This is a genomic window from Paenibacillus sp. cl6col, assembly GCF_900102125.1.
Taxonomy (GTDB): Bacteria; Bacillota; Bacilli; order Paenibacillales; family Paenibacillaceae; genus Paenibacillus_B; species Paenibacillus_B suaedae.
Map to the genome: position 1 here is coordinate 729,242 of NZ_FNAZ01000001.1, position 22,196 is coordinate 751,437.

At 45.8% G+C, this 22,196-nt stretch carries 21 protein-coding genes; 9 read left to right on the forward strand and 12 right to left on the reverse strand.

Going from position 1 to position 22,196, the window contains the following annotated elements; translation table 11 throughout:
- Positions 1 to 42 precede the first annotated feature (42 nt).
- Positions 43 to 621: a thymidine kinase gene (locus tag BLS15_RS03135; protein ID WP_021254773.1), complete on the forward strand. Its 579-nt coding sequence runs from the start codon at positions 43 to 45 to the stop codon at positions 619 to 621.
- Between the two features lie 78 nt (positions 622 to 699).
- On the opposite strand, the gene BLS15_RS03140 is transcribed toward BLS15_RS03135, so the two are convergent.
- Positions 700 to 1,731 (reverse strand): polysaccharide biosynthesis protein, encoded by a 1,032-nt coding sequence (locus tag BLS15_RS03140; RefSeq protein WP_021254774.1) that lies wholly within the window; start codon positions 1,729 to 1,731, stop codon positions 700 to 702.
- 572 nt (positions 1,732 to 2,303) lie between these two features.
- Between BLS15_RS03140 and pepV the strand changes: the two genes are divergently transcribed.
- A complete protein-coding gene (gene pepV / locus BLS15_RS03145; RefSeq protein ID WP_021254775.1) occupies positions 2,304 to 3,734 on the forward strand; it encodes a dipeptidase PepV in 1,431 nt (476 codons plus the stop codon).
- Positions 3,735 to 3,803: 69 nt separating this feature from the next.
- Here the strand turns inward: pepV and BLS15_RS03150 are convergent, their stop codons facing one another.
- From BLS15_RS03150 to BLS15_RS03175, 6 genes are all read right to left on the reverse strand, one after another.
- Positions 3,804 to 4,169 (reverse strand): YybH family protein, encoded by a 366-nt coding sequence (locus BLS15_RS03150; RefSeq protein ID WP_021254776.1) that lies wholly within the window; start codon positions 4,167 to 4,169, stop codon positions 3,804 to 3,806.
- A 135-nt stretch (positions 4,170 to 4,304) separates the two neighbouring features.
- Entirely contained in the window at positions 4,305 to 5,768 is a 1,464-nt protein-coding gene (locus BLS15_RS03155) for a PAS domain S-box protein (protein WP_028532133.1), read from the reverse strand.
- A 667-nt stretch (positions 5,769 to 6,435) separates the two neighbouring features.
- Positions 6,436 to 7,188, reverse strand: a complete 753-nt coding sequence (locus BLS15_RS03160) for an iron ABC transporter ATP-binding protein (RefSeq protein WP_021254779.1) — start codon at positions 7,186 to 7,188, stop codon at positions 6,436 to 6,438.
- Positions 7,185 to 8,249, reverse strand: coding sequence for an iron chelate uptake ABC transporter family permease subunit (locus BLS15_RS03165; protein WP_021254780.1), 1,065 nt, complete (start codon positions 8,247 to 8,249; stop codon positions 7,185 to 7,187). The genes BLS15_RS03160 and BLS15_RS03165 overlap by 4 nt, the downstream gene beginning before the upstream one ends.
- Complete coding sequence (locus BLS15_RS03170; protein ID WP_139170629.1) at positions 8,246 to 9,271, reverse strand: ABC transporter permease; 1,026 nt, start codon at positions 9,269 to 9,271, stop codon at positions 8,246 to 8,248. The genes BLS15_RS03165 and BLS15_RS03170 overlap by 4 nt, the downstream gene beginning before the upstream one ends.
- A 19-nt stretch (positions 9,272 to 9,290) precedes the next feature.
- Complete coding sequence (locus BLS15_RS03175) at positions 9,291 to 10,304, reverse strand: siderophore ABC transporter substrate-binding protein (protein ID WP_028532135.1); 1,014 nt, start codon at positions 10,302 to 10,304, stop codon at positions 9,291 to 9,293.
- Positions 10,305 to 10,772: 468 nt separating this feature from the next.
- On the opposite strand from BLS15_RS03175, the gene BLS15_RS03180 reads away from it, so the two are divergent.
- The gene (locus tag BLS15_RS03180; RefSeq protein WP_028532136.1) at positions 10,773 to 11,405 is read left to right on the forward strand and encodes an endonuclease/exonuclease/phosphatase family protein; all 633 of its coding nucleotides are present in this window, start codon (positions 10,773 to 10,775) and stop codon (positions 11,403 to 11,405) included.
- A 206-nt stretch (positions 11,406 to 11,611) separates the two neighbouring features.
- Here BLS15_RS03180 and BLS15_RS03185 read toward each other — a convergent pair whose 3' ends face one another.
- From BLS15_RS03185 to BLS15_RS03205, 5 genes are all read right to left on the reverse strand, one after another.
- Positions 11,612 to 12,352 (reverse strand): MerR family transcriptional regulator, encoded by a 741-nt coding sequence (locus BLS15_RS03185; RefSeq protein WP_028532137.1) that lies wholly within the window; start codon positions 12,350 to 12,352, stop codon positions 11,612 to 11,614.
- 19 nt (positions 12,353 to 12,371) lie between these two features.
- Positions 12,372 to 12,686 (reverse strand): DUF4870 domain-containing protein, encoded by a 315-nt coding sequence (locus BLS15_RS03190; RefSeq protein WP_028532138.1) that lies wholly within the window; start codon positions 12,684 to 12,686, stop codon positions 12,372 to 12,374.
- A gap of 507 nt (positions 12,687 to 13,193) precedes the next feature.
- Positions 13,194 to 14,033 carry a DNA alkylation repair protein gene (locus BLS15_RS03195; RefSeq protein WP_021254786.1) on the reverse strand — a complete coding sequence of 280 codons (840 nt, stop codon included), beginning with the start codon at positions 14,031 to 14,033 and terminating at the stop codon, positions 13,194 to 13,196.
- A gap of 215 nt (positions 14,034 to 14,248) precedes the next feature.
- Positions 14,249 to 15,178, reverse strand: coding sequence for a manganese-dependent inorganic pyrophosphatase (locus BLS15_RS03200; protein ID WP_021254787.1), 930 nt, complete (start codon positions 15,176 to 15,178; stop codon positions 14,249 to 14,251).
- A gap of 117 nt (positions 15,179 to 15,295) precedes the next feature.
- Positions 15,296 to 15,928 carry an NAD(P)-dependent oxidoreductase gene (locus tag BLS15_RS03205; RefSeq protein WP_021254788.1) on the reverse strand — a complete coding sequence of 211 codons (633 nt, stop codon included), beginning with the start codon at positions 15,926 to 15,928 and terminating at the stop codon, positions 15,296 to 15,298.
- A 253-nt stretch (positions 15,929 to 16,181) separates the two neighbouring features.
- Here BLS15_RS03205 and BLS15_RS03210 point away from each other — a divergent pair, with 253 nt between their 5' ends.
- From BLS15_RS03210 to BLS15_RS03235, 6 genes are all read left to right on the forward strand, one after another.
- Positions 16,182 to 17,276 carry an ABC transporter substrate-binding protein gene (locus tag BLS15_RS03210; RefSeq protein WP_028532140.1) on the forward strand — a complete coding sequence of 365 codons (1,095 nt, stop codon included), beginning with the start codon at positions 16,182 to 16,184 and terminating at the stop codon, positions 17,274 to 17,276.
- Positions 17,266 to 18,126 (forward strand): alkaline phosphatase family protein, encoded by an 861-nt coding sequence (locus BLS15_RS03215; RefSeq protein ID WP_090509845.1) that lies wholly within the window; start codon positions 17,266 to 17,268, stop codon positions 18,124 to 18,126. Before BLS15_RS03210 ends, BLS15_RS03215 begins: the two co-directional genes overlap by 11 nt.
- Before the next feature lie 519 nt (positions 18,127 to 18,645).
- Positions 18,646 to 19,491, forward strand: a complete 846-nt coding sequence (locus BLS15_RS03220) for an ABC transporter permease (protein WP_028532142.1) — start codon at positions 18,646 to 18,648, stop codon at positions 19,489 to 19,491.
- Entirely contained in the window at positions 19,488 to 20,345 is an 858-nt protein-coding gene (locus BLS15_RS03225; RefSeq protein WP_028532143.1) for an ABC transporter permease, read from the forward strand. The genes BLS15_RS03220 and BLS15_RS03225 overlap by 4 nt, the downstream gene beginning before the upstream one ends.
- Positions 20,346 to 21,362: an ABC transporter ATP-binding protein gene (locus BLS15_RS03230; protein WP_028532144.1), complete on the forward strand. Its 1,017-nt coding sequence runs from the start codon at positions 20,346 to 20,348 to the stop codon at positions 21,360 to 21,362.
- The gene (locus BLS15_RS03235) at positions 21,346 to 22,131 is read left to right on the forward strand and encodes a DeoR/GlpR family DNA-binding transcription regulator (protein ID WP_090509848.1); all 786 of its coding nucleotides are present in this window, start codon (positions 21,346 to 21,348) and stop codon (positions 22,129 to 22,131) included. The genes BLS15_RS03230 and BLS15_RS03235 overlap by 17 nt, the downstream gene beginning before the upstream one ends.
- Positions 22,132 to 22,196: the final 65 nt, after the last annotated feature.

Consider the following 22,196-nt stretch of genomic DNA (forward strand, 5'->3'; position numbering starts at 1 on the left):
TTCTATAATCTCATCAACAAAGAATGGAACGGAGTGGCGAAGTTGGCTCAGTTATATTTTCGATACGGCGCAATGAATAGTGGGAAATCCATTGAAATATTGAAGGTCGCCCATAATTATGAAGAGCAGGAGAAATCCGTATTGATCTTCACCCCTGCTGTAGATGATCGGGACGAGAGCGGATATATATCTTCTCGCATTGGTCTGCGCCGCAAGGCAATTTCGATCCATGAAGACACTGATTTATTTGAGATCGTACAGCATCATGAAGGACCCATTTCCTGCGTGCTGATTGACGAAGTCCAATTTTTGGATCATGCTCAAATTATGCAGCTTACCCGCATCGTCGATGAACTCGATATTCCTGTTATGGGCTTCGGATTGAAGAATGACTTCCGAAATGAGCTATTTGAGGGCAGCCGTTATATGCTGCTGTATGCGGATAAAATAGAGGAAATGAAAACGATATGCTGGTTCTGTGAACGCAAAGCAACGATGAATCTGCGCGTTGACGCCAATAACCGTCCTCTCTATACGGGAGAGCAAATCGTAATCGGCGGTAACGATACGTACTATCCGGTATGCCGGAAGTGCCATAAAAATCCGCCATTGCAATCCTAGAAACTTATAACGCCCTTGAAGCCACATGCTTCAGGGGCGTTCTCGTGCTATACATAATAAACCTTCCATGTCGCTTGATTAGTCCCGCGAGCCTTGAGCTTGCTTGGATACGTGCACCTCATACAACAAGCCGCTATCGAACAGCAATTCACGTATCTCTTCCTTCGTCATTGCCCCCTCTGCAGATGTGTATTCCCCCACAGCCATAGAAGGATACGACGCATAATGCTCATGCAGTCTCGGCAAACCTAATAGAGGAAGAACGATCAAATAAGAATCATCCGCCTTCACGGTATGTCGGCTCTCACTTTCCGAGATGAGAATATCATGAATCTTCCCTTTGCCACTCGACGCTGAACCTGTAAAAATAAGCCGTACATCTCCCCCGCCACACATTTCTATAAATACCTCAGCCATATGCACTAGAGCGCATGACGGCATCTTCGTCGTGTACAGCTCGCCGCCAATTCCAGATTGCAGCGCCTTCAGCAATAAGGCGACGGCCTGCTCCATCGGCGTGAAGAAACAGGTCTTCCCCCGATCCATCATACTAACAAGCTTCTTATTCTTGATCTGATCCAGCAGTACATGAGGTACACTCCCGTGTGTTCCTAGAACATTGCTGCTGCGAACAGCGATAAATCTCGTGGATTCGCTCACGATGTTGGCGTTTATTATTACATTCTCACCCATCGCCTTCGTCATTCCATAGCAGCTCGTAGGCTCCACGGCTTGATCCGTCGATGCAAATATAACCGCCTTAACCTGATTCGCAATAGCGGCCTCAATCACATATTGTGTGCCAACCACATTCGTCTTCAACGCTTCTTGCGGGTGCTCCTCACAAAAGGATACATGTGTGAGCGCAGCGAGATGGAAGATATAATCGACCCCTTGGCATGCCTGATGGAGGGAGTCTTGATCGCGCACATCGCCAATCCAGAACGCCAGTCTTGCATCCTCAAACTTGCGGCTCATAATGAACTGGCTCGTCTCATTGCGCGAATATACGATGATGCGAGCAGGACGATGCAGCAATAATTGTTCAACGAGGGCGTAGCCCAATGAACCGGTTCCGCCTGTTACTAGAATCGTAGCATTAGCTAACACGCTGTTCCCTCCTATAGACATAGGTTGCTGGTGCAAAATGAAGATTATACTACTTATAAAATGCACCCATAGATAGAAGGGTTTGGACAAACGATAGGTAGGCATCGAAAATAGGCCGCTTTACCCCTCGCACCGATTGAACACTGTTCTTATCCCACTGCTTCACTTGACGCACAATAGTCGACATGTGATCGATCCATTTCATATAACGGTTCGCCGCCTCTACCTCTATCCCTTAAAGTGAGAGATAAATCGAGCGGATCTTGCGTGATATCTGTACAAACAGCAGCGCTACTGGTTGAGCTGAACGATAGTCTGGAAGGACGGCTGGACTTCGATATTCGCCCATCCACCACAGAGCCCTCAGCACCTATATGAACACCCGTGAACATATTCTGGGGGATACTGCACCCTACAATCTCTGCGATTCGCCAGCTCCCTGTATGTTGTTACTGGACTTCACCTGTTATAATTATGCCAAGGCGGCAATCATATGTTCATGGATGAGCGTCGCATATACACGACCACTATTAACACATGTTCAATTTTCAATACAAAAGGAGTGCGGCTTGATGAACTGGATGGAAGAAGTATTGAAGCGCAAGGACGATCTGCTGCAGGATCTGAAGGGATTGCTCAGCATCGAAAGTGTGAAGGATGCCAGCACGAGCGAACCTGGCAAGCCTATGGGGCAAAATGTAGCTCGCGCGCTTGATTATGTGCTGGACATGTCCCGTCGCGACGGATACCGTGTAACGAACCTGGACGGATATGTAGGCTACGCCGAATATGGCGAATCGACGAGTGGCGAATATGTCGCAGCACTATGCCATGTTGACGTCGTCCCTGCAACCGGACATTGGACAACCCCGCCATTCTCCCCTGACATTCGTGAGGGCAAGCTGTTCGCGCGTGGCGCCATTGATGATAAAGGGCCTACACTTGCAGCTTATTACGGCTTGAAGATTGTGAAAGAACTCGGCTTGCCATTGAAGCACAATGTGCGCGTTATCTTCGGTGCAGATGAAGAGAGCGGGATGGAATGCATGAAGACCTATACGAAGCGTGAGAAAATGCCGCTATACGGCTTCGCTCCAGATGCCGACTTCCCCATTACACATGCGGAGAAGGGTCAAATCAATACCCGCTTCCTGCTGAAGCCAGACGATTCTGCTTCCGGGCGTCAAGAGGGGCAGCTAGAGCTCGTATCCTTCCATGGCGGCGGTGTTGAGAACATGGTGCCGGAATCTGCAACAGCAACGATCTCTGGCGAGTCTGCTGCGCTTGCAGAATTGGCAGCCAAGTTCGAGAGCTATTACACAGAGCAGCAATTGAAAGGTTCTTCCGAAGTGAATGGCAATCAAATGACGCTCAGCCTCAAAGGGAAATCCGCCCATGGCATGGAGCCTCATCAAGGCATCAATGCTGCACTGAAGCTGTTCGGATTTTTGCGTTCGTACTCCTTCCAAGCCGATGCTGACCGCTACATTCGCTGCGTCGATGCTTATTTGACGGACGATCACTTGGGCAGCAAGCTGGGCATTGCGTATGAGGATGACATTACAGGGCCATTAACCGTCAATGCAGGTATTTTCGAATTCGGAGCGGACAAGCAGCCATTCTTCCATCTGAACATTCGCTTCCCAGTCACACAGGATCTACCGACGATTCTGGATACATTGGCAGCGAAGATGGATGCATTCGGCTTCCTCGTAGAGGAGCCTGACTTGAAGGAGCCGCATCATGTCGATGCAGAGCATCCAATGATCAAGGTGCTGCAGAAGATTTATGCGGAGGAAACACAGCTTGAGCCTACCTTGCTGACAACAGGCGGCGGTACATACGCTGCATTCATGGAATATGGAGTCGCATTCGGCGCCTTATTCCCAGGAAGAGAAGAGATGGCTCACCGCGTAGACGAATACATCGAGATCGAGGATTTGTTGAAAGCAACTGCGATTTATGCCCGCGCCATTTATGAATTGGCGAACTTGGACGCATAACAATAACAGAGGTGTCATCCTGCTGAATACCATTCAGCGGATGACACCTTTTTTACGTAAAAGACATTCTTATTTCAGTGCACTCAAATGTTCATGCACAAGCTTCCATTCGCCACTGGTTTGCTTGAACACATTGGTCGCTCTTCCGCTCCCTGCTGCCTGCTTCCCTTGATAAAGGCCGCTCCACTGATACGTGTACAAACAGACAGCCGTCTGTCCGTCCACGGCGATCCACTCCACATCTGTCGCACAATAGACTTCATCCTGAATCACGTCCCACGCATGTTCGAAATACGCCCTAATCTCAGCCATCGTTGAGCAGGTACGATCCGAGAACCAGTACACGGCACCATCATCCAAACATGCTTGCACATTTGTGAATTGATGCGTATTTGTCGCTTCGATGTAACGTTCCAATGCTTGCTTATAGCCCATTGAACTGTTCCCCTCCCCATTCATCTTATCCCATTATTTTCAACAACCAACTCACTGGAATCAATCCAAAATTCTTCATGGAAGGGGTTCACCACGATATACGAATGGAACGAAATAGTCAGATAAGCTGAGCTGTTACACAGCGTCTTCCCCATCCTTGACTTGGACAAGCGGTAATCGAATGATGAATGTGGTTCCTACACCAATCACACTATCCACCTCAATGGAGCCGCCATGCTTATCAATAATATTGTAGCTCACCATCAGTCCTAGCCCTGTCCCTGTATCCTTCGTCGTATAGAAAGGCTGACCCAGTCTGCTCACTTTATCTGCTGGAATCCCACAGCCTTCATCCTGTATGGATATAGCCGCATAGTCGCCCTCCAGCTTGGCTCGTACATAAATGCTGCCTCCCCCTGACATCGCTTCGATTGCGTTTTTGATCAAATTAATGAACACCTGCTTGATCTGATTCGGTTCACAATCCACCCAAAGCGCCTCTTCCGATAAATCGGTTACAATATTGCTGTTCTTCAAAGTGGATTGCACACTCATAAAGGCGATGATTTGTTCCATGAGATGGATCAGATCTGTCCTTCGACTATTGACCACATTTGGCTTCGCGAGAATGAGCAGCTCATTGGCAATTACTTCGATGCTCTTCAGCTCGGATTCCACGATATCGAAATACTGCTCCTTATCTGTCTTCATCGTACGCATCAGCTTCAGGAAGCCGTTAATCGACGTCAGTGGATTCCGAATTTCATGCGCAATGCCGGCAGCAAGCTGCCCCACGATGGACAACTTCTCGGACTGCAGCATTCGCTCCTCTTCCTTGCTCCGATCGGTTATATCTTGATAGACCCCTATAGTCGCCTTCTCCCCATGAAATGTCGTGGGCAGCGAGAAACCTTCAACCCGCTTCATCTCTCCGTTTGCACATCGGATATCATATTTTACTGGCCCGAGCTTAATACCCTCCCGATACTTGCGTCTTCGCTCATACACAAGGTTGTGATTCGTAGGCTCAACAATATCAAGCACTGGCTTGCCAAGAATGCCGGCTGCTTCATCCGCACCAATTAAATTAATCGAGGCACGGTTCATATAATGTATAATTCCATTATGCGTCACGATGACAGCGAGGGGCAGCATTTCCAATAACGATTGGAAGGAATCCTCCTTCTCCCTCAGGATCGCTTCCGTCTGCAGATGCACTCGCTCTGTCTGTTTGCATACCGTAATATTATGAAATTGAGAAAAAAAGAAAAGCGGCTTGCCGCTCTTATCCAGGACAAGCGATACGGTAAGCAGCATCCATATCACTTCTCCTAACTTGCCTATGTAACGTTTCTCAATATGAAAAGACGAAATCTGTCTGTCCAGCAGCTGCTGAATATGTAGGATACTCTCTTCCAGATCGTCTGGATGGGTAATATGCTGATAGTCCAGAGAGAGCAATTCACTTTCTGTATAGCCGATCATATCGCATAAGGCTTGATTTGCTTTCATAAATCGTCCTTCCAGCGAGACGATCGCCATCCCGATCGATGCATTGTTAAAAGCTAAATCGAACATATCAATTTGCTCCAAATGCATGTAAATCTCCCCTCCAATTCATCACAAACCCACATTTACCCATTTATCATTATAAATCGCTCTTCCTATCATCATCAATTAAAATCTTGCCAAATTCCCACAATCGGCGCAAAGAGGTACCGGCTCACCTGCATCAATATAAACTGGTACCCATAAAGCGAGTGGATCAGTACGCAGATTGTTGGAAGATAGCCTACGAGAAGGACGGAATCAAGGGACTAGCGACTTGCGCAAGAACCAAAAGCGTTAAAAAAGGATGACCCCTGTACGATACAGGAATCATCCCTTAAGTGTGGCTTAACTTTTGTTACGGCTCCAACAGGTCGTATTTCGTTTTGACCCGGCCCAGCTTTTCAAGCATAGACCTAGAGAGTGTAAATCAGCACACTGTGTTCCGATCCATTTTTTTAGATGGCGGATTGTACTATGGAGTGCAACAGCTAAAAAGGCTCATGTCAGATTCGTGTAAAATGGGAGTCACCATACACCCATTCATACAGAAGAACAAACATGAGCTACACCCATCTTAGCATATTTTAACGTAGTAAATTAGAAGACCAAGGCTTCAATGAGAACGGCAATCGCCCTTGTAAATGTCTAGGTTGGATACCTGATAACGAAGCTTTCATGAATGAGCTGTCGCACATTGCTTGACAATCCCGTCTAACTAATAAACCGCAATTGGCCCATAGGGACCATCAATAATTTCTATTTTCGTTTCAAAAATATCTGTCAAAACCTCTGGATCCATAACCTCTTCTACTGTTCCAAAAGCGGCAATTTGTCCATCTTTCATTGCACAAATTCGATCAGAATATTTGGCTGCAAAATTAATATCATGCATAACAGTCAGAATTGTTCTTCCAAATTCATTAGCAGCAAGCCTCAAATGCTCCATCATTTGAACAGAACGAGCAACATCAAGATTGTTCAGCGGCTCGTCCAAAAGTACATATTCAGTCTCTTGGCACAGAACCATTGCTACATATGCCCTTTGCCTTTGACCACCAGAAAGCTCATCTAAATATCTATTTTCTAGATCAGTCAATCCTAAAAAATCGATATATTTAGAAATAATAGCCTCATCTTCTTTCGTTAATCTTCCCTTGGAATAAGGAAAACGTCCAAATCCAACTAGTTGTCTAATCGTAAGCCTCGTTACAAAATGATTTTCTTGACGCAAAATCGTTAAAATCTTTGCTAAGTCTTTTGATTTAGATTCAGTAACATCCATATTCGCTACCTTAATTTGGCCTTCATCCAAATCCAAAAGTCTTCCAATCATCAAAAGTGTCGTAGACTTTCCAGCACCATTTGGTCCAATTAATGAAGTGAGACCCGCTTTTGGTATTTCAATATTCAAAGGACCTATTTTCACCTTGTCCGAATACAATTTTCTAACATTATCAATCTTTATCATAGAGCCCTCTTCCTTAAAACTGCAATTAAGAATATGATTCCACCAAATAATTCAATAATAACGGAAACGACGCCTTGGGCATTGAATACATGATACATTAAGAAGTATGCACCGGTTATTATCAAAAACCCTATAGCAAGAGACATTGGAAAAACATATCTATGATCATAGGTTGGCGCTGCTTGATAAGTCAAAGTTGCAACTAAAAATCCATAGAAAGTAAGTGGTCCAATCAAAGCCGTTGAAATTGACATCAAAATAGAAACTAATATAAGCGTATAAATGATACTCGATTGATGCTTTACTCCAAAAGAAGTAGAGACATCCTTTCCAAGTGACAATACATTTAGATTCTTAGAATGAGCAAGAATTAACAATGCTACAATGATTACTATAGGAATTACAATAGGAAAATAGGCAGCGTCTGCATGATTAACAGACCCAAACAATCTTGCCTGTAAAATATCAAACTCAGAAGGCGAAAGAAGTCTTCTCATAAAAGAAGACACAGATCTTAGCCCAGTGCCGATAATAATTCCAACCAAAAGCATAAGCTGCAAGTTTCCGTACTTTCCAGACAGCAACCACCCATAAAGGATCAAACTCATCATGACCATAACAATAACTTGAATGATAAAAGGTACAATACCAGTAAAATTCACCAATGCACCAACACCAAAGAAAAATATGGTGCTCGTATGAATGGTTGAGTATAGTGATTCAAAGCCTAAAAGTGAAGGGGTAATAATTCTATTATTCGTAATCGATTGAAAAGCAACAGTGGATAAACTCTGACAAATGGCAGCAATAATCATGGCAACAAGAGCTACCATCCTTCTTTTAGCAACTGGAATAAAAGAAGGCGAATCTATCGGAACTGGATTGTTATAAACTAAAAGTCCATATGAAGAAAGGAGGCCCAAAACAAGTAATGTTATGAGCAATATCCAATAACGTTTTTCTTCTTGCTTAGAACGAAAAGCTCTAGCTGATCTATTTTTGTTATGAAGGCTAGAATCGATAACGACATTGTCGTTATTTCTATATTCCAATGCGTTCATCTTAGCCTCCTTGGTTTTCTTTGTCTCAACAAAATAGCAATAAATACGACTGCACCCATTATTCCGAGTATTAAAGATACAGGTACTTCAAAAGGCATGATAATTGTTCGAGAAATGATGTCACAAACCGTTATTGTACCCATTCCTATCACACATACCCAAGGCAAATTACTTCTAAGATCGTCTCCCCTAAACATGGAAACAATATTGGGGACAATTAATCCTAAAAAAGGTAAGTTTCCGATAACAGCTGCAACAATTCCAACTGCTAAAGAAATAAGACCCGTACCCAAAAGAACGACTCTATTGTAATTGACTCCAAGACTTGTTGCAACATCTTCCCCTAGTCCAGCTAAAGTCAGTCTATTCGCATACATAAAAATAAGAAACGTAACGACAACAATGATCCATAAATATTCATATCTTCCAATTTGGACTGCCGCAAAAGAACCTACAAACCAAGATTCAATATTTTGCGTACTTTGAAAAAGGAGTCCAATAAAAGTGGAAACTGCAGAAATGACAGCTCCAAGCATCAACCCAATAATTGGGACAATTAAAGACGAACGAAGTTTCACTCTTCTTAAAAATAAAAAGAAAATCATAGTTCCTATAAAAGAAAAAACAATTGCACCCGTCATTCTTAGAACTAACGTTGGTGCAGGAAATAATAAATAAACAACAAGAAGTCCTAAACCCGCCCATTCAATAGTTCCTGTTGTGGTAGGCTCAACTAAACGATTCTGTGTAATAAGTTGCATAACAAGTCCTGCCATGGCCATGGCAGCCCCAGTAAGCATTAATGCAGCTGTTCTTGGAACACGAGTAATGAAAAACATCTCCATTCCATCCTCTTGTCCGCGTATATCATAAACTCCGGTAAATAGAGATATAATTCCTAAAATAATAACAACGATAATCGCAAATATAAAGGGTTTTGTCCATAACTTGTTATGGTTATAAAGCCGGGGTTGAGAATTATTCTCAACCCCAGAAATTTTTTGTATTGTCTTTTTCAGCACGATGTTATGCTCCTTTAGACTACTTAGCTAAAGTACTTGCCATGTTTTTAAAGATCTCAATGAAAGTTTGGATTGATTCATTTGTATAAGTGTCATTTGGTGCGAATATAATCTGTCCTTTAGAAACAGCAGTTACTTTTTGAAGAGCAGGTGAATTATTAATCACATCTTTTGCGGGAACAGCTTCACTTTCAGAAGATATTGCAGCATCACGATCTAGTACGAAAATCCAATCCGGATTACTTTTTGCAATAGCTTCAACAGAAATCTCATCACCTTTATGACCTGATGTAGCATTTGCAATTTCTAAAGCTGGTTTCCATCCAAACATTTCAAACATAGGTCCCCAAACACGTCCAAAACGTGGAGCTGAGAAGCCAATATTCCCACCAGAAACTTCAACACCCATAACTGTAGCCGTTCCGTTATAGGCAGACTTAGCGTCTTCGATAGATTTATCAAAATCAGCTACCAATTGTTTAGCTTCTTCATTTTTATCAAAAATTTGTCCTAAAATAATTGTGGAATCCTTAAGTCCTTTTACTAAGTTTTCCCCAGGCTTATCAGCTTTCTCAGAAACATCAAAATTCAGATCAATAACGACTGCATTCGGCACTAATTTTTTAATCGATTCATAATGGTTAGCAAATCTTTGACCGACAATGACAAGTTCAGGGTTTGCAGCTGCGATAATTTCAAGATTTGGTTCACGGTGATTCCCAATGTTTTGAACTGCTTCATCTTTTACATACGGTGATTCCTTAGGCATTACATCCTTTGGAGCAGCTGCTAATTTAATGTTCCAATCAGCCAAAGTTTCAAAAGTTCTGCTATCCAAAGCAATTACATTTTTAGGGTTTACAGGAACAGTAACTTTTCCATGAGCATCAGTAATTTCAACCGTTGAAGCTTTAGCAGCTTGGTTTTCTTGCCCAGTTGTTTCCGTTTTTCCATTTCCATTACTTGAAGTTGAGCAAGCTGCCAACATTACAACAAAAATTGCTAAAAAAACAGTTACTTTAAATTTTCCCATTTCCCATACTCTCCCCTTATATAATCTTAATAGTCAAACGGATTATTGAATTGATGAAATTATTATCTATGTATGTTTTTATGCGTGACTTAAATTATGATTATCTCTATTTCACTATGGTGCACAGCGACAATATAAAAACAGGATCGATAATGATTATCAATTGCAACACTATACTTAGTATATCAATTCAAAATATATTGTCAATTATTTATTGCCAGCTTACATAAATTTATGGAACACCAGGCTATATAAGTCCAGTTAATCACAGAAGATTGTCCCACGAAAAAGCTATGGCCAATAAGGGACAAATCATAACACTGCCAAGGGAGTTTCTTATATGATTATAGAAGCTGTTATTAATCTAGCGATAACGATTGCTGCCGCCTACCTGTGCTGTTATATTCGTTTTTGCAAAAGTAATTTGTCAAAGAGTCGTCATGATTGGCGTAATTAAGGGGTGAGATCATGTCCACATCGCAGATTGCGTTGTCGGTCATGTCGTACAACATACGACATGGTGAAGGAATGGATCACATGTATGATGCGAACCGCATCGTGGAAGTGATTCGTGCGTCTGGAGCAGACATCATCGGTTTGCAAGAGGTCGACCGTTATTATTCGGCTCGAAGTAATTACGAGGATACCATCGCGGTGCTCGCTGAACAGATCCTTTCACATCAGCATTACCCGCTCAGCAGCGATGAGAGCGAACAGCGCGGTCTGCTTGCAGCTGTTCTTGATGTAGACGGAATAAATCTACATTTCTACACTACACATTTGGGATTAGCACAATCGGAACGGGTCGAACAAGTGAAGGAGATAATCAACATCGTCGCGAGCCATACAATGGAACCGTGCATCATTACGGGAGATTTCAATGCACATCCAGACTCTGTTGAAGTTGCTAGCATGTCTCCAGCATTCTGCAGCGCTTTCGCAGATGAGCATGATGCCTTCACCTTCCCTGCAGGCAATGCTGTCGAGACGCTCGATTACATATTCGTCAATCATCAATCGGGAAATATCGGAGATAGAACGGTTATTCATTCTTCACTTGCATCGGATCATTATCCGATTGCAGCCAAGCTGCTGCTATAGCGCCGAACCGTTATAGGGTTCATATCGCTCATCCACACGCACAACAAGAGGCTGCTCCAGAGATAGAATCTCATTGAGAGCAGCCCCATTTAACGATAGGCCCGATGAGCGACAATCCCGGGGCTCCATAGGAATGGAAATATACTTGCGCCCTCTGAAAGCGTTTGTTGCAAAGATCCAGTTCGCCGCCAAGCCTAATGTATCTATTACCTCTCTTGGTTACCAGACATCACTTGGAACGCCTCTATTAGAAATTCCTGTTCTTCCTCTGTAAATGGAATGAGGATGTTTGATTGATCCGTTGGTGCATCTGCCTGCGCCACCGATGCAGGGCTTATTTTCGCAACGGTATATTCGTACAGCTCCATAAATCGCTGCATGAAACTCTGTGCTTCCCCCGAATCTGGACTTACCTGGCTTGCAATCAGCTGTTTCAATTCCGTGAGCAATGCAAAATACTTTCGATCCAGTTCTGCACGTTCTTCATTGCGAAAATTATAAATCGGATTGCCCTCTAGGTTGTGCGACTCTATGTGCTCTTCTTCCCACAGAATCGAATGCACGATAAAGCAGAACAACCGCAAATCAATGATAGGATGATTCGAAATGATCGTCCCCATATGATCCAATTGATCTATCATGAGCTGAATCCGCTCCTGCTCCGCTATAAGCTCCTTTTTCTTGAACGCAATCACGCTGCGAATATGCGCTTGTTCTACCTGTGGCTTGTCTAATAAATCAGCGATATCTTTCAAGGAAAAACCGATGAACTTCAATGCTTGGATTTGCTGCAAGCGGCTGAGATCATCTGCATTGTACAGCCTGTGTCCGCCTTCTTTGTAATCACTTGGTGTTAGCAGCCCAAGCTTGTCATAGTATCTAAGCGTTCGAATGGTCATTCCTGTGCGGGCAGACAACTGCCCGATCGTCAGCATATCGGTTGTCATGGGGTATCCTCGATTCTGTCTACTTTTTCAGGTAAGGTATGGCTGGATAACGATAGGCTTTCTTAAGCGCAATCCTTATCATCGCATATAAAATGATCACCGTTTCAACAAGTAAGACTATGTACTTGAACCATGGCGGCAGTGCATAGCTCACAATAAAGCACGGCAAAATGGTTAGATGAAAATTCAATGCTGTGCGGCTAGCATCACGATAATACGATTCTGTCCTTCTTGTCACGAGGAACATTACAAGAGGTGGCAGGACGCCAAGAATTAATGAGATGGCCAGCATGAATTGGACGATTGCAATTTCTTTGCGTGTTGGTTTGTTCATCGATTGTCACCTTTCTACTTGAATTTCTCAAGTACTAGCATAAAAGGTGACGCGAGTAGAGGTTCAACCCCTGCCTATAAGCGGTATGACAAAGCAACATTACGGTCATTGAGTCCTTCTGGACTCATGGAATTAGTTTATTTATAACTGATAGGCTCATATTAAAAACGCCGACTGAGGGGAAAACATAAAGAGAGAGTTCTTGATGCTAGAACGATGGAAGACGAAAAGCTCTAAATAAAACAAAGAGCAACGCAAAAAGAGGGAGGGATACAAGAAAAACTGTACAGACCGAACAAAGAAAAATTCAGAGGAAGCTTCGGAGATAGATTGATAAGGGGTAAACTGAATCGAAAACGGAAATGCGAATCGAGCGAGTACCTAGAGATTCGAAATAGTCGCGAAAGAATGGGGAAGCGGATCAAAATAAAATATCCGCTGGAGAAGCTGCCAGCGGATACGATATGACATCGGTAAAGTCGACCAAGCTGCTGCTGTTCCGGTCTGCTATACCTGCTTCTGCAAGGTTCGCTGAGCCTTGCTTACAATTCGCGCTGTTGCCTTTGAGTCAGACTCATTCGTCCAGCGCTCGCACAGCTCCCTTACCCAGTCCGGATTCGTCTTGCTCGCATCATTCAGCCAGTTGCCAACCGAATCCTGCACATACTTCGCCGGATCAGATCTGAGAGGCTCTAGCAGCGGAAGCGCCTGCCAAGGGCTCTGCTTCAATGCCTCAATATGCTTCGTCCACACGCCTCGTGGGCGCGTCGCTTCCGTAGCGAATCTCCGTACATTGGCATCCGTATCAGATGTCCAAGTGGATAAGATGGATATGGCCCCCGACAAATTCGACTCGATATGAGCGCGCACAGCCATCCATGCAATCTCCCTAACGCCGAAATGAGAGTCGGCCGCAAATCGATGAATACGTGACAATGCTTCATCGATAGACATGGAGTCATCACCGCCTGCCATGTAAGCCCCCCAGCATCGAACGGAATCTGAGCGATGTTCGGCGATCGCCATAAACGGCTTGGAATCTGTAACGGGCGCATCCTCTGTGCTGCAAAATTCATAGAGTTGCTGCCCTATAAGCCGTATCGCCTTCATGCCGCGTATACTATCCGTTTCCTTTATTTCTAGAAGCAGATCGGGAAGCTTCTTCTCTAAGCCAACTTCCGGCAATACATGCTCCAGCAAAGTCATATGATCTACAGCAAGCCACTCTGTTAAATTCACGCTTTCTATTATTCCTGAATGTAATAGCTGCTGGACTTCAACTGGAATATTTGCTTCTTTCGTTGCACCTTTTCGCTGCAAAATCGTATCTGGGATGGAACAATCCAATTTAATTGCCTCCTTTACCTCAAGACGAGTAAATCTGGCTCATCATCATAGAGAACATATCCCTTACGTATTCTACAAATGGTAATAGATCCCTCTATCCTGTTCCCTTCCCCTCTACCCTCTAACCTCCTCCAATAAAAAACGACCGTTTCCCATCAGGGAAACAGCCGTTGTATAACAGATGAAATCATCTGCTTCATATAGGATGACATCAATTACTTGCTAAGCGTATCTGTCAGTACAGGCACGATTTGCTTCTTACGGGAAACAACGCCCTTCAGCAATGCTGTATTGTTTTCCAACGTAACATTGTACGCTTTCTCAACTGCGTCTGTCTTGGAACCAAGTGCCAGCGCCACAGAGTCACTGTTCAAGATATCTGTTACCACGAATACGAAGAGGTCAAGACCTTTCGTTGCGATAATGTCGTTCAAAGCCGCTTCCACTTCAGCTTGACGGGACAGTATATCGTTCACGTCTACTGCGTTTACTTGTGCGATTTCAACCTTGGAGCTGCCCATGGAGAATTCTTTCGCATCAAGAGAAATCAACTCAGCAATTGTTTTCTGGCTCAAGTCAGCACCAGCTTTGAGCATGTCCAATCCGTACTTCTCAACGTCTACACCAGCGATCTCAGCCAACTCGCGAGCAGCTGCTACGTCTTGCTCCGTGCAAGTTGGGGATTTGAACAGCAAGGAATCCGAGATGATTGCGGACAGCATCAAGCCAGCGATGTTTTTGCTGATCGTTTTTCCGTTTTCTTTGTACATTTTGTTCAAGATCGTCGCTGTGCAGCCTACAGGCTCAGCACGGTAGTACAATGGACCGCTTGTCTCAAAGTTCGCAATGCGGTGGTGGTCGATAACTTCAAGCACTTCCACTTGTTCGATATCGTTTGCGCTTTGCTGACGCTCGTTATGGTCAACAAGAATAACCCCTTTTACTTCATTCGCTACCGTCTCTACCAGACGAGGCGCTTCTGCTTGGAAGGTATCCAAAGCAAATTGTGTTTCTCCGTTCACGCTGCCAAGACGAACCGGTTCAACGTTGAAGCCCAATTGTGTTTTCAAGTCTGCATATGCGATTGCGGAGCAAATCGTATCGGTGTCTGGATTTTTATGTCCGAAAATAAGTACCTTTTCCATTTCGCTAACTCCCTTTTTACACGAGATTTGTAGTGAGAAGAGTATAACGTAGATCGTCTTCTTCATTCAAGATTATACCGCAAATGTTGGTAAAATCCCATTCCATTAGTAGGAATATTATTGTGAAATAAACGGTGTTGAACGCAAAAAAGCAGCGTCTTGTACCTGATCTACGAGAAACCGTGCAATATGGGTATTTGATATTTTCGTACCCGGCATATCATATTGATCAACCTTTACTGACTTCATGACATCGCGTTCATGCACGAACGGCAATCGCACAAGCGTCCAATCCAGATCGCTATCCCGAAGCACGCCGAGCTCCCGCTGCCTGTCCCGAATAAAGTCCCCATAAAGTAAGCGAAATAAGCGTGCGCCCATTCGGTTCATCCAGGACTTGCGATCCCCTTCAATATCAAGCGATCCTCCTGCAACCCCAATGTACCTTCGAATACCTGCTTCCTTCATGGTTTTCAACAAGCGCAGCGTCACTTCACTATAGATTGGCTTGTCCCGCATTGGCTGACCAAATGCATTGACTACAGCATTACTGCCTGCCAGGAGGGAACGAATTGCAGTTTCGTCCGATACGTTTCCTTCTATTATAATGGCGTGCGGTGACTTCAATTGGACTCGCTCTGGACGACGAGCCAGAATGCGAACCGAATACCCTTGCTCAATTGCTGTCGCAGCCACATGCTTCCCTACTGTACCTGTTCCTCCTACGATCGCAATCGTTTGCCTAGACAAAATCCTTCTCCCCCATTCTTAGAAATACCAATACTCTTTGTTACGTGTCCATCCATACAATGATCCATATTTTTCATATCCATGCCATACTTCTTCCACCAATGCCATTCTGACGACGAGAACCTGTTCCGGTTCCGCCTTTACAATACCTTATCACCCGCTTGATGTTGGTTTAACTTTGTTTGTTTATGATTAGAGGCGTAAACAGAAGAAAAACAAAATGAAAACTAAATGAAAAAGGAGTCATGAACTCATGCGAACTCATCGTTTCATGAAATGGACAGCAACCGTACTTGCTTCCGCATTCTTACTTGCAGGCTGCTCATCTGGACAAGCTGCGAACGAAGCAGTCGACGCTTCCAAGCTGACCTTGGATCAAATTGTGGAAAAGGCCAAACAAGAAGGGCAAGTCAACTCGGTCGGCATGCCTGACACTTGGGCGAACTGGGTGCAAACGTGGAACGATTTAGGAACGAAATATAGCTTGAAACATACGGATACGGATATGTCCAGTGCTGAAGAACTGGCGAAGTTCGAGTCGGAGAAAGACGACGCAACCGCTGATATCGGCGACGTCGGTATCGCATTCGGACCGCTTGCGAAGCAAAAAGGTCTAACGCTGCCATACAAAACATCTTACTGGAACGACATTCCGGACTGGGCTAAAGATGATGAAGGACACTGGCTGCTCGGCTACACAGGTACATTGTCCATCATTTCTGATAAGAACAAAGTGGCAAACCCGCCGAAATCTTGGGCAGACATTAAAAATGGAACATTCAAAGTCGCTGTTGGCGACGTGATGAAGGCAAACCAGGCACAATTCGCTGTTCTTGCGGCTGCTTACGCATTCGGCGGTGACGAGAAGAACATTCAACCGGGCATCGACTTCTTCGCAGAGCTGGCGAAACAAGGCCGTCTCGCTTCCAATGATGCAGGTCTTGCGAACTTGGAAAAGGGCGAAGTCGAAGTTGGATTCCTGTGGGACTTCAACGCACTAGGCTACCGTGACAAAATCGACAAGAACCGCTTCGAAGTTGTCATCCCGCGGGAAGCTTCTGCAACAAGCGGCTATGCAACGGTTATTAACAAGTACTCGAAGCATCCGCATGCAGCGATGCTGGCACGTGAATACATTTTGTCCGATGAAGGACAATCCAACTTGGCTCGTGGCTATGCTCGTCCAATCCGCTCCAACGCGAAGCTGGCTGTCGATGCAAAGGCAATGCTTCTCCCGGATGAAATGTACAAAAATGCACAGCCCGTGAAAGATTTGAAGGCATGGGAAGAAACAACGAAGCAGCTCCCACAGCTGTGGCAGGAGCAGGTACTCATTCATGTCAAATAACATCACGAACCGCTCGCACAATCCCAATAAGCTCATCTTCATCATGCTGGACGGCCTGCGCTATGACACCGCCGTCACGCAAATGGGATATATGCATCACTTGGTGGAATACGGCAAGGCAGCGCGCTACAAAGTGCGCTCCGAGCTGCCAAGCCTGTCTCGCCCGCTCTATGAGGTGCTGATGACCGGAACTCCGGTATGGCGCCACGGAATTGCAACGAACCAGACTGTGCGGTTATCGCACGAGCGCAGTCTGTTCCACTTAACTCGGGAACAAGGACTTACGAACGCGACTGCTTCTTACTATTGGGTAAGCGAACTGTATAACTCAGCTCCATTTCAACCAGCTGTTGATCGCATTCAGCTTGATACAGACAAGCCGATTCAGCATGGCATCTTCTACTTCGAAGATCACTATCCTGACTCGCACTTGTTCGCTGATGCGAACTTCTTGCTCACGCAATATGCTCCAGACTTCTTGTACGTCCATTCGATGAACATCGATGATGACGGACATAAGTTCAGTGGGGATTCGGCGCAATACCGCAACCGGGCACTGGCGGCGGACATTATTCTTGCAAGCGTGCTGCCAGCTTGGATGGAGGCAGGCTATCAGATTATTGTTACGGCTGACCATGGCATGAACAATGATGGCAATCACGGCGGAACGACAGACGCCGAACGCCATGTTCCACTGTTTGTCATTAGCAATCTGGTGACCCCTGGCGTCTATGAACAGGAAGTACCTCAATTGCAGTTGGCGCCGCTCGCCTGCCGCTTGCTCGGCATTGCCCCATCGGAAGCGATGCAGCCGCTATCTATGTTGGAGTTCAGGCCGGCGTCTCCGTAAGGGGACGCCTTTTGTTCACCAATTCGCTTTTGATCATTCTAGAAAGTTAACGTGCAGTGAGGCACGAAGGCTTTCTAGAATGGAAAAAAACATTCCCTTAGACGCGGTCGCTCATCATGAGTTACCTCGATAGAAGTTTTTTTATCACGGAGTGATTCAAGAAGTAACTCGGCATCGAATCTTGCATTCACTCTCGAATAGTGTCTGCTTTCGAAGTATGTTTCCTTCGGAAACATTTTAGCTGCTCATGTAGTCTCGCCTACACTCCGCTGCTCGTTACAAGTTTTGTGAAGCAAAACTCTCGTCGGAAGCATATGCTTCGAGTTTATGCAACCTTCTCGGTGCTGAAAAGCGAACTTTTGATCATTCTAGAAAGATTACGTGCAGTGTGGCACGAAGGCTTTCTAGAATGGAAAAAAACATACCTTTAGACGCGGTCGCTCATCATGAGTTACCTCGATAGAAGTTTTTTATCACGAAGTAAATCAGGAAGTACTGATTTTGGAAAGGAGTACGCACATGAAACGGATCAACAGCATGCTGTACATCACGATTATCCCGCTGCTTATCTTTGTGGCGCTATTCATGTTCGTCCCGCTCTTCACGATGATTTCGGGAAGCTTTCAAGAGGATGGCGGCGGGGCATTTACATTCAATCAATACAAAGAAATTTTTACGAACCCTTATTACTGGAAGGCATTTGAGAACAGTATTCTCATCTCCCTGCTGTCCAGCCTTATCGGCATCATTGCCGCCGTATTTGCAACGTATGCCCTTACCCGTTTTCCGAAGCGCGTACAAGAGCGGCTGCTTGTCATTACGAACCTGACATCGAACTTCGCAGGCATCCCGCTCGCCTTCGCCTTCATTGTCCTGCTTGGCAACAGCGGACTGTTCACGCTGCTGTTCCGCCAATTCGGCATTGATATGACGGCATCATTCAATCTGTATTCATGGTCGGGATTGACCGTTATTTATGTGTACTTCCAGCTTCCGCTGGCCATTATGCTGCTCTATCCGATGTACCATGCGATTCAAGACAACTGGAAGGAAGCCGCTTCCCTGCTGGGCGCATCACCGTTTCAATTTTGGAAGCGTATCGGTCTGCCTGTACTTCTGCCGGGAATCGCGGGCACATTCAGTATTTTGTTCGCGAATGCCATGGGTGCATATGCATCAGCTTATGCCCTGACAGGAAGCAACTATAACCTTGTACCTGTACGTATCGGCGCACTCGTCTCGGGAGACATCTTCGCTCGTCCCGAGCTCGGCAGCGCCTTGGGCGTACTGCTCGGCTTGACGCTGCTTGCAGCCATGCTCGTCAATGAATGGCTAACGCGCAAAGTTCGGAGGGATCTGCGATGAAACGATTGGCTCATTCTCTGCCAACGCTCGCCTTTGCAGCGGTATTGCTCTATTTGTTCATTCCGGTCATCGCTACCATGCTCTATTCCTTGGCGACATCATGGAATCAAACCATTCTACCCGAAGGCTTAACATTGAAATGGTTCGGAGAGCTGTTCCAGGATACACGCTTCATGCAGGCATTCGGTCGTTCCCTGCTGCTCAGCAGCGTCGCTACCGTAACAGCGGTAATCGTTATCGTGCCGGCTACGTTCGCGATTTCCTTGTACGCACCGAAGCTGGAGCGCTGGGTTCAAACGCTCGTCATGCTTACCTATGCCGTTCCTGGCGTTATTATGGCTGTCGGCTTGATTCGCGCCTACTCTGGCAAAGGCTTCTCCATGATTATCATCGTCTTCGGTGCCTATGTCATCGGCATGCTGCCGTTCATGTACCAAGGGACGCGCAACAGCTTGCGCGCTGTTCAGGCAGGATCATTGATGGAAGCTGCCGAGTTACTGGGGGCCAGCCGCATGAAAGCATTCCTGCGCGTGATTGTTCCGAACATTATGCCGGGCATTCTTGTATCTGCACTCCTCTCCTTCTCGATTCTATTCGGAGAGTTCGTGCTCATTAATATTCTCGTCGGAGGACGCTTCGAGACCATGCAGCTCTTCCTGTATGCACAGCTGAACAAGAGCGGCCATATCGCGAGCGCCATTACCGTAACCTACTTCATTCTGATGGCCATATTGAGCGCGTGGATCGTGAAGCTGACGGGCCGCACTTCCAAGCCAGTCGCAGAGCCTGAAGAAGACATCGTGAGCAGCAGCATTCCGACTACCCAAGCAACAATGAGCAGGGAGGCTTCTTAAATGAGCTACGTACAGATGAATCAAGTAATCAAGACGTTCCATAAACAAAAGGTGCTGAACAGCATTGATCTTCATATACAAAAAGGCGAACTGGTGACACTCCTCGGCCCAAGCGGCTGCGGCAAAAGCACATTGCTTCGCATCCTGTCTGGACTGACTCCGCTCGACGGCGGAACGATTCACATCGATGGTAAAGATGTGACAGGGATCGAACCGAAGGATCGGGAGATCGGCATGGTGTTCCAGTCCTATGCGCTGTTCCCCAATATGACGGTAACCGACAATATTGCCTTCGGCTTGACGATGAAGAAGATGCCGCGTGATGCGATTCGCCAGGCAGTTGGCGAAATGATTGAGCTCACCGGGCTTCAAGGCAAGGAGAAGTCTTTCCCCCGTGAGCTCTCTGGTGGGCAGCAGCAGCGTGTCGCACTTGCCCGCTCGCTTGTTACGAAACCAAAGGTATTGCTGCTGGACGAACCGCTTAGTGCGCTTGACGCGCAAATTCGTAAAAACCTGCAGCAGCAGCTGCGTTCCATTCAACGTGAATTGAACATGACAACAGTACTAGTTACGCATGACCAAGAAGAAGCGATGTCCGTCAGTGATCACATATACATCATGAATGCAGGCAATATCGCGCAGCATGGCTCACCGCAGGAGATTTATATGCAGCCAAGCAGCGAGTTCGTCGCAAGATTCATTGGCAGCTATAACGTATGGAACGCCGAAGCCTTAGGGCAAATCGTACCAGACTACACGCTTGCAGACAGCAAGCTGTATGCCATTCGGCCAGAGACGTTCTGCGAGCAGCCGCTCGTTGGCGGCATGGCCGTAACAGGAACGGTACGCAATGTGACCATGCTTGGCAACATTACGCGTATGGAACTAACGGTTCAGGGTCAGCATGTCGTCGTCGATCAGATTCATCGCAATTCCGATTGGGTGAGCGTCGGCTCTACCACGACGGTATACCTCCATCCGAAGGACGTGATTCCGCTTCATGATGCTACTGCCTGAAGAACGTAGACAGCATATTTTAGAACAGCTGAATCGACATGGCAAAATTCAAGTTGCTTCCCTCGCCAGCGTATTAACGGTTACGCCCGAAACCATTCGCAGGGATCTCGACGAGTTGGAAGCGAAGCAGATGCTTAAGCGCGTGTACGGAGGCGCAGTTGCGTATTCGCATATGAAGATTGAACCTCATTTTGATAAAAAACGAAGCATCAAGCAGTCGGCAAAGAAAGCAATCGGGGAAGCTGCGGCCGCGCTCATTCAAGATGGAGATACAATCGTGGTCGATGTAGGCACGACGACTGTTGAGCTTGTTCGCGCCATACGCGGTGTCGTCGGCGTTACGATCGTGACGAATTCTATTCCTGCTGCCGAACTGCTCATGGAACGGCTGGAAGCCAAACGATTTGACGGCAAAGTCATTGTACTCGGGGGAGTTACGCATCCAGAGCAGAAATCGATTGCAGGCGCCCTAACCTGTGAACTGCTTACACGCTTCCACTTCGATAAGGCATTCATCTCCTGTGCAGGAATGACACCAGCGGGAATCAGTGATTACGACATGGAAGAATCGATCTGCTCCACCTTAATGATTGAGCAGTCCGAGCAGGCATATGTGCTTGGAGATTGTACCAAGCTCGGGGAGACACAGCTGTGCCGCATCTGTGACATGAGCAAGGTCACCGCCATCATATGCGATGCACCAATGCCGGATAAATGGAAGCGCAGCGGATTGCAAGTAGGTTGGATTACGCCGGCTTGCGAGCCATAAGAACATAGCGAAGTTATATGTCGAAGTAACACATCACTTCATACATCACGAATGAGCCACTATGA

Bases quoted from the DNA above. Each gene is read 5' to 3' on its own strand.
- pepV (WP_021254775.1), top strand. From the start codon at position 2,304: ATGAACTGGATGGAAGAAGTATTGAAGCGCAAGGACGATCTGCTGCAG.
- BLS15_RS03150 (WP_021254776.1), bottom strand. From the start codon at position 4,169: ATGGGCTATAAGCAAGCATTGGAACGTTACATCGAAGCGACAAATACG.
- BLS15_RS03155 (WP_028532133.1), bottom strand. From the start codon at position 5,768: ATGCATTTGGAGCAAATTGATATGTTCGATTTAGCTTTTAACAATGCA.
- BLS15_RS03160 (WP_021254779.1), bottom strand. From the start codon at position 7,188: ATGATAAAGATTGATAATGTTAGAAAATTGTATTCGGACAAGGTGAAA.
- BLS15_RS03165 (WP_021254780.1), bottom strand. From the start codon at position 8,249: ATGAACGCATTGGAATATAGAAATAACGACAATGTCGTTATCGATTCT.
- BLS15_RS03175 (WP_028532135.1), bottom strand. From the start codon at position 10,304: ATGGGAAAATTTAAAGTAACTGTTTTTTTAGCAATTTTTGTTGTAATG.
- BLS15_RS03180 (WP_028532136.1), top strand. From the start codon at position 10,773: ATGTCCACATCGCAGATTGCGTTGTCGGTCATGTCGTACAACATACGA.
- BLS15_RS03185 (WP_028532137.1), bottom strand. From the start codon at position 12,352: ATGACAACCGATATGCTGACGATCGGGCAGTTGTCTGCCCGCACAGGA.
- BLS15_RS03190 (WP_028532138.1), bottom strand. From the start codon at position 12,686: ATGAACAAACCAACACGCAAAGAAATTGCAATCGTCCAATTCATGCTG.
- BLS15_RS03200 (WP_021254787.1), bottom strand. From the start codon at position 15,178: ATGGAAAAGGTACTTATTTTCGGACATAAAAATCCAGACACCGATACG.
- BLS15_RS03210 (WP_028532140.1), top strand. From the start codon at position 16,182: ATGCGAACTCATCGTTTCATGAAATGGACAGCAACCGTACTTGCTTCC.
- BLS15_RS03215 (WP_090509845.1), top strand. From the start codon at position 17,266: ATGTCAAATAACATCACGAACCGCTCGCACAATCCCAATAAGCTCATC.
- BLS15_RS03220 (WP_028532142.1), top strand. From the start codon at position 18,646: ATGAAACGGATCAACAGCATGCTGTACATCACGATTATCCCGCTGCTT.
- BLS15_RS03225 (WP_028532143.1), top strand. From the start codon at position 19,488: ATGAAACGATTGGCTCATTCTCTGCCAACGCTCGCCTTTGCAGCGGTA.
- BLS15_RS03230 (WP_028532144.1), top strand. From the start codon at position 20,346: ATGAGCTACGTACAGATGAATCAAGTAATCAAGACGTTCCATAAACAA.
- BLS15_RS03235 (WP_090509848.1), top strand. From the start codon at position 21,346: ATGATGCTACTGCCTGAAGAACGTAGACAGCATATTTTAGAACAGCTG.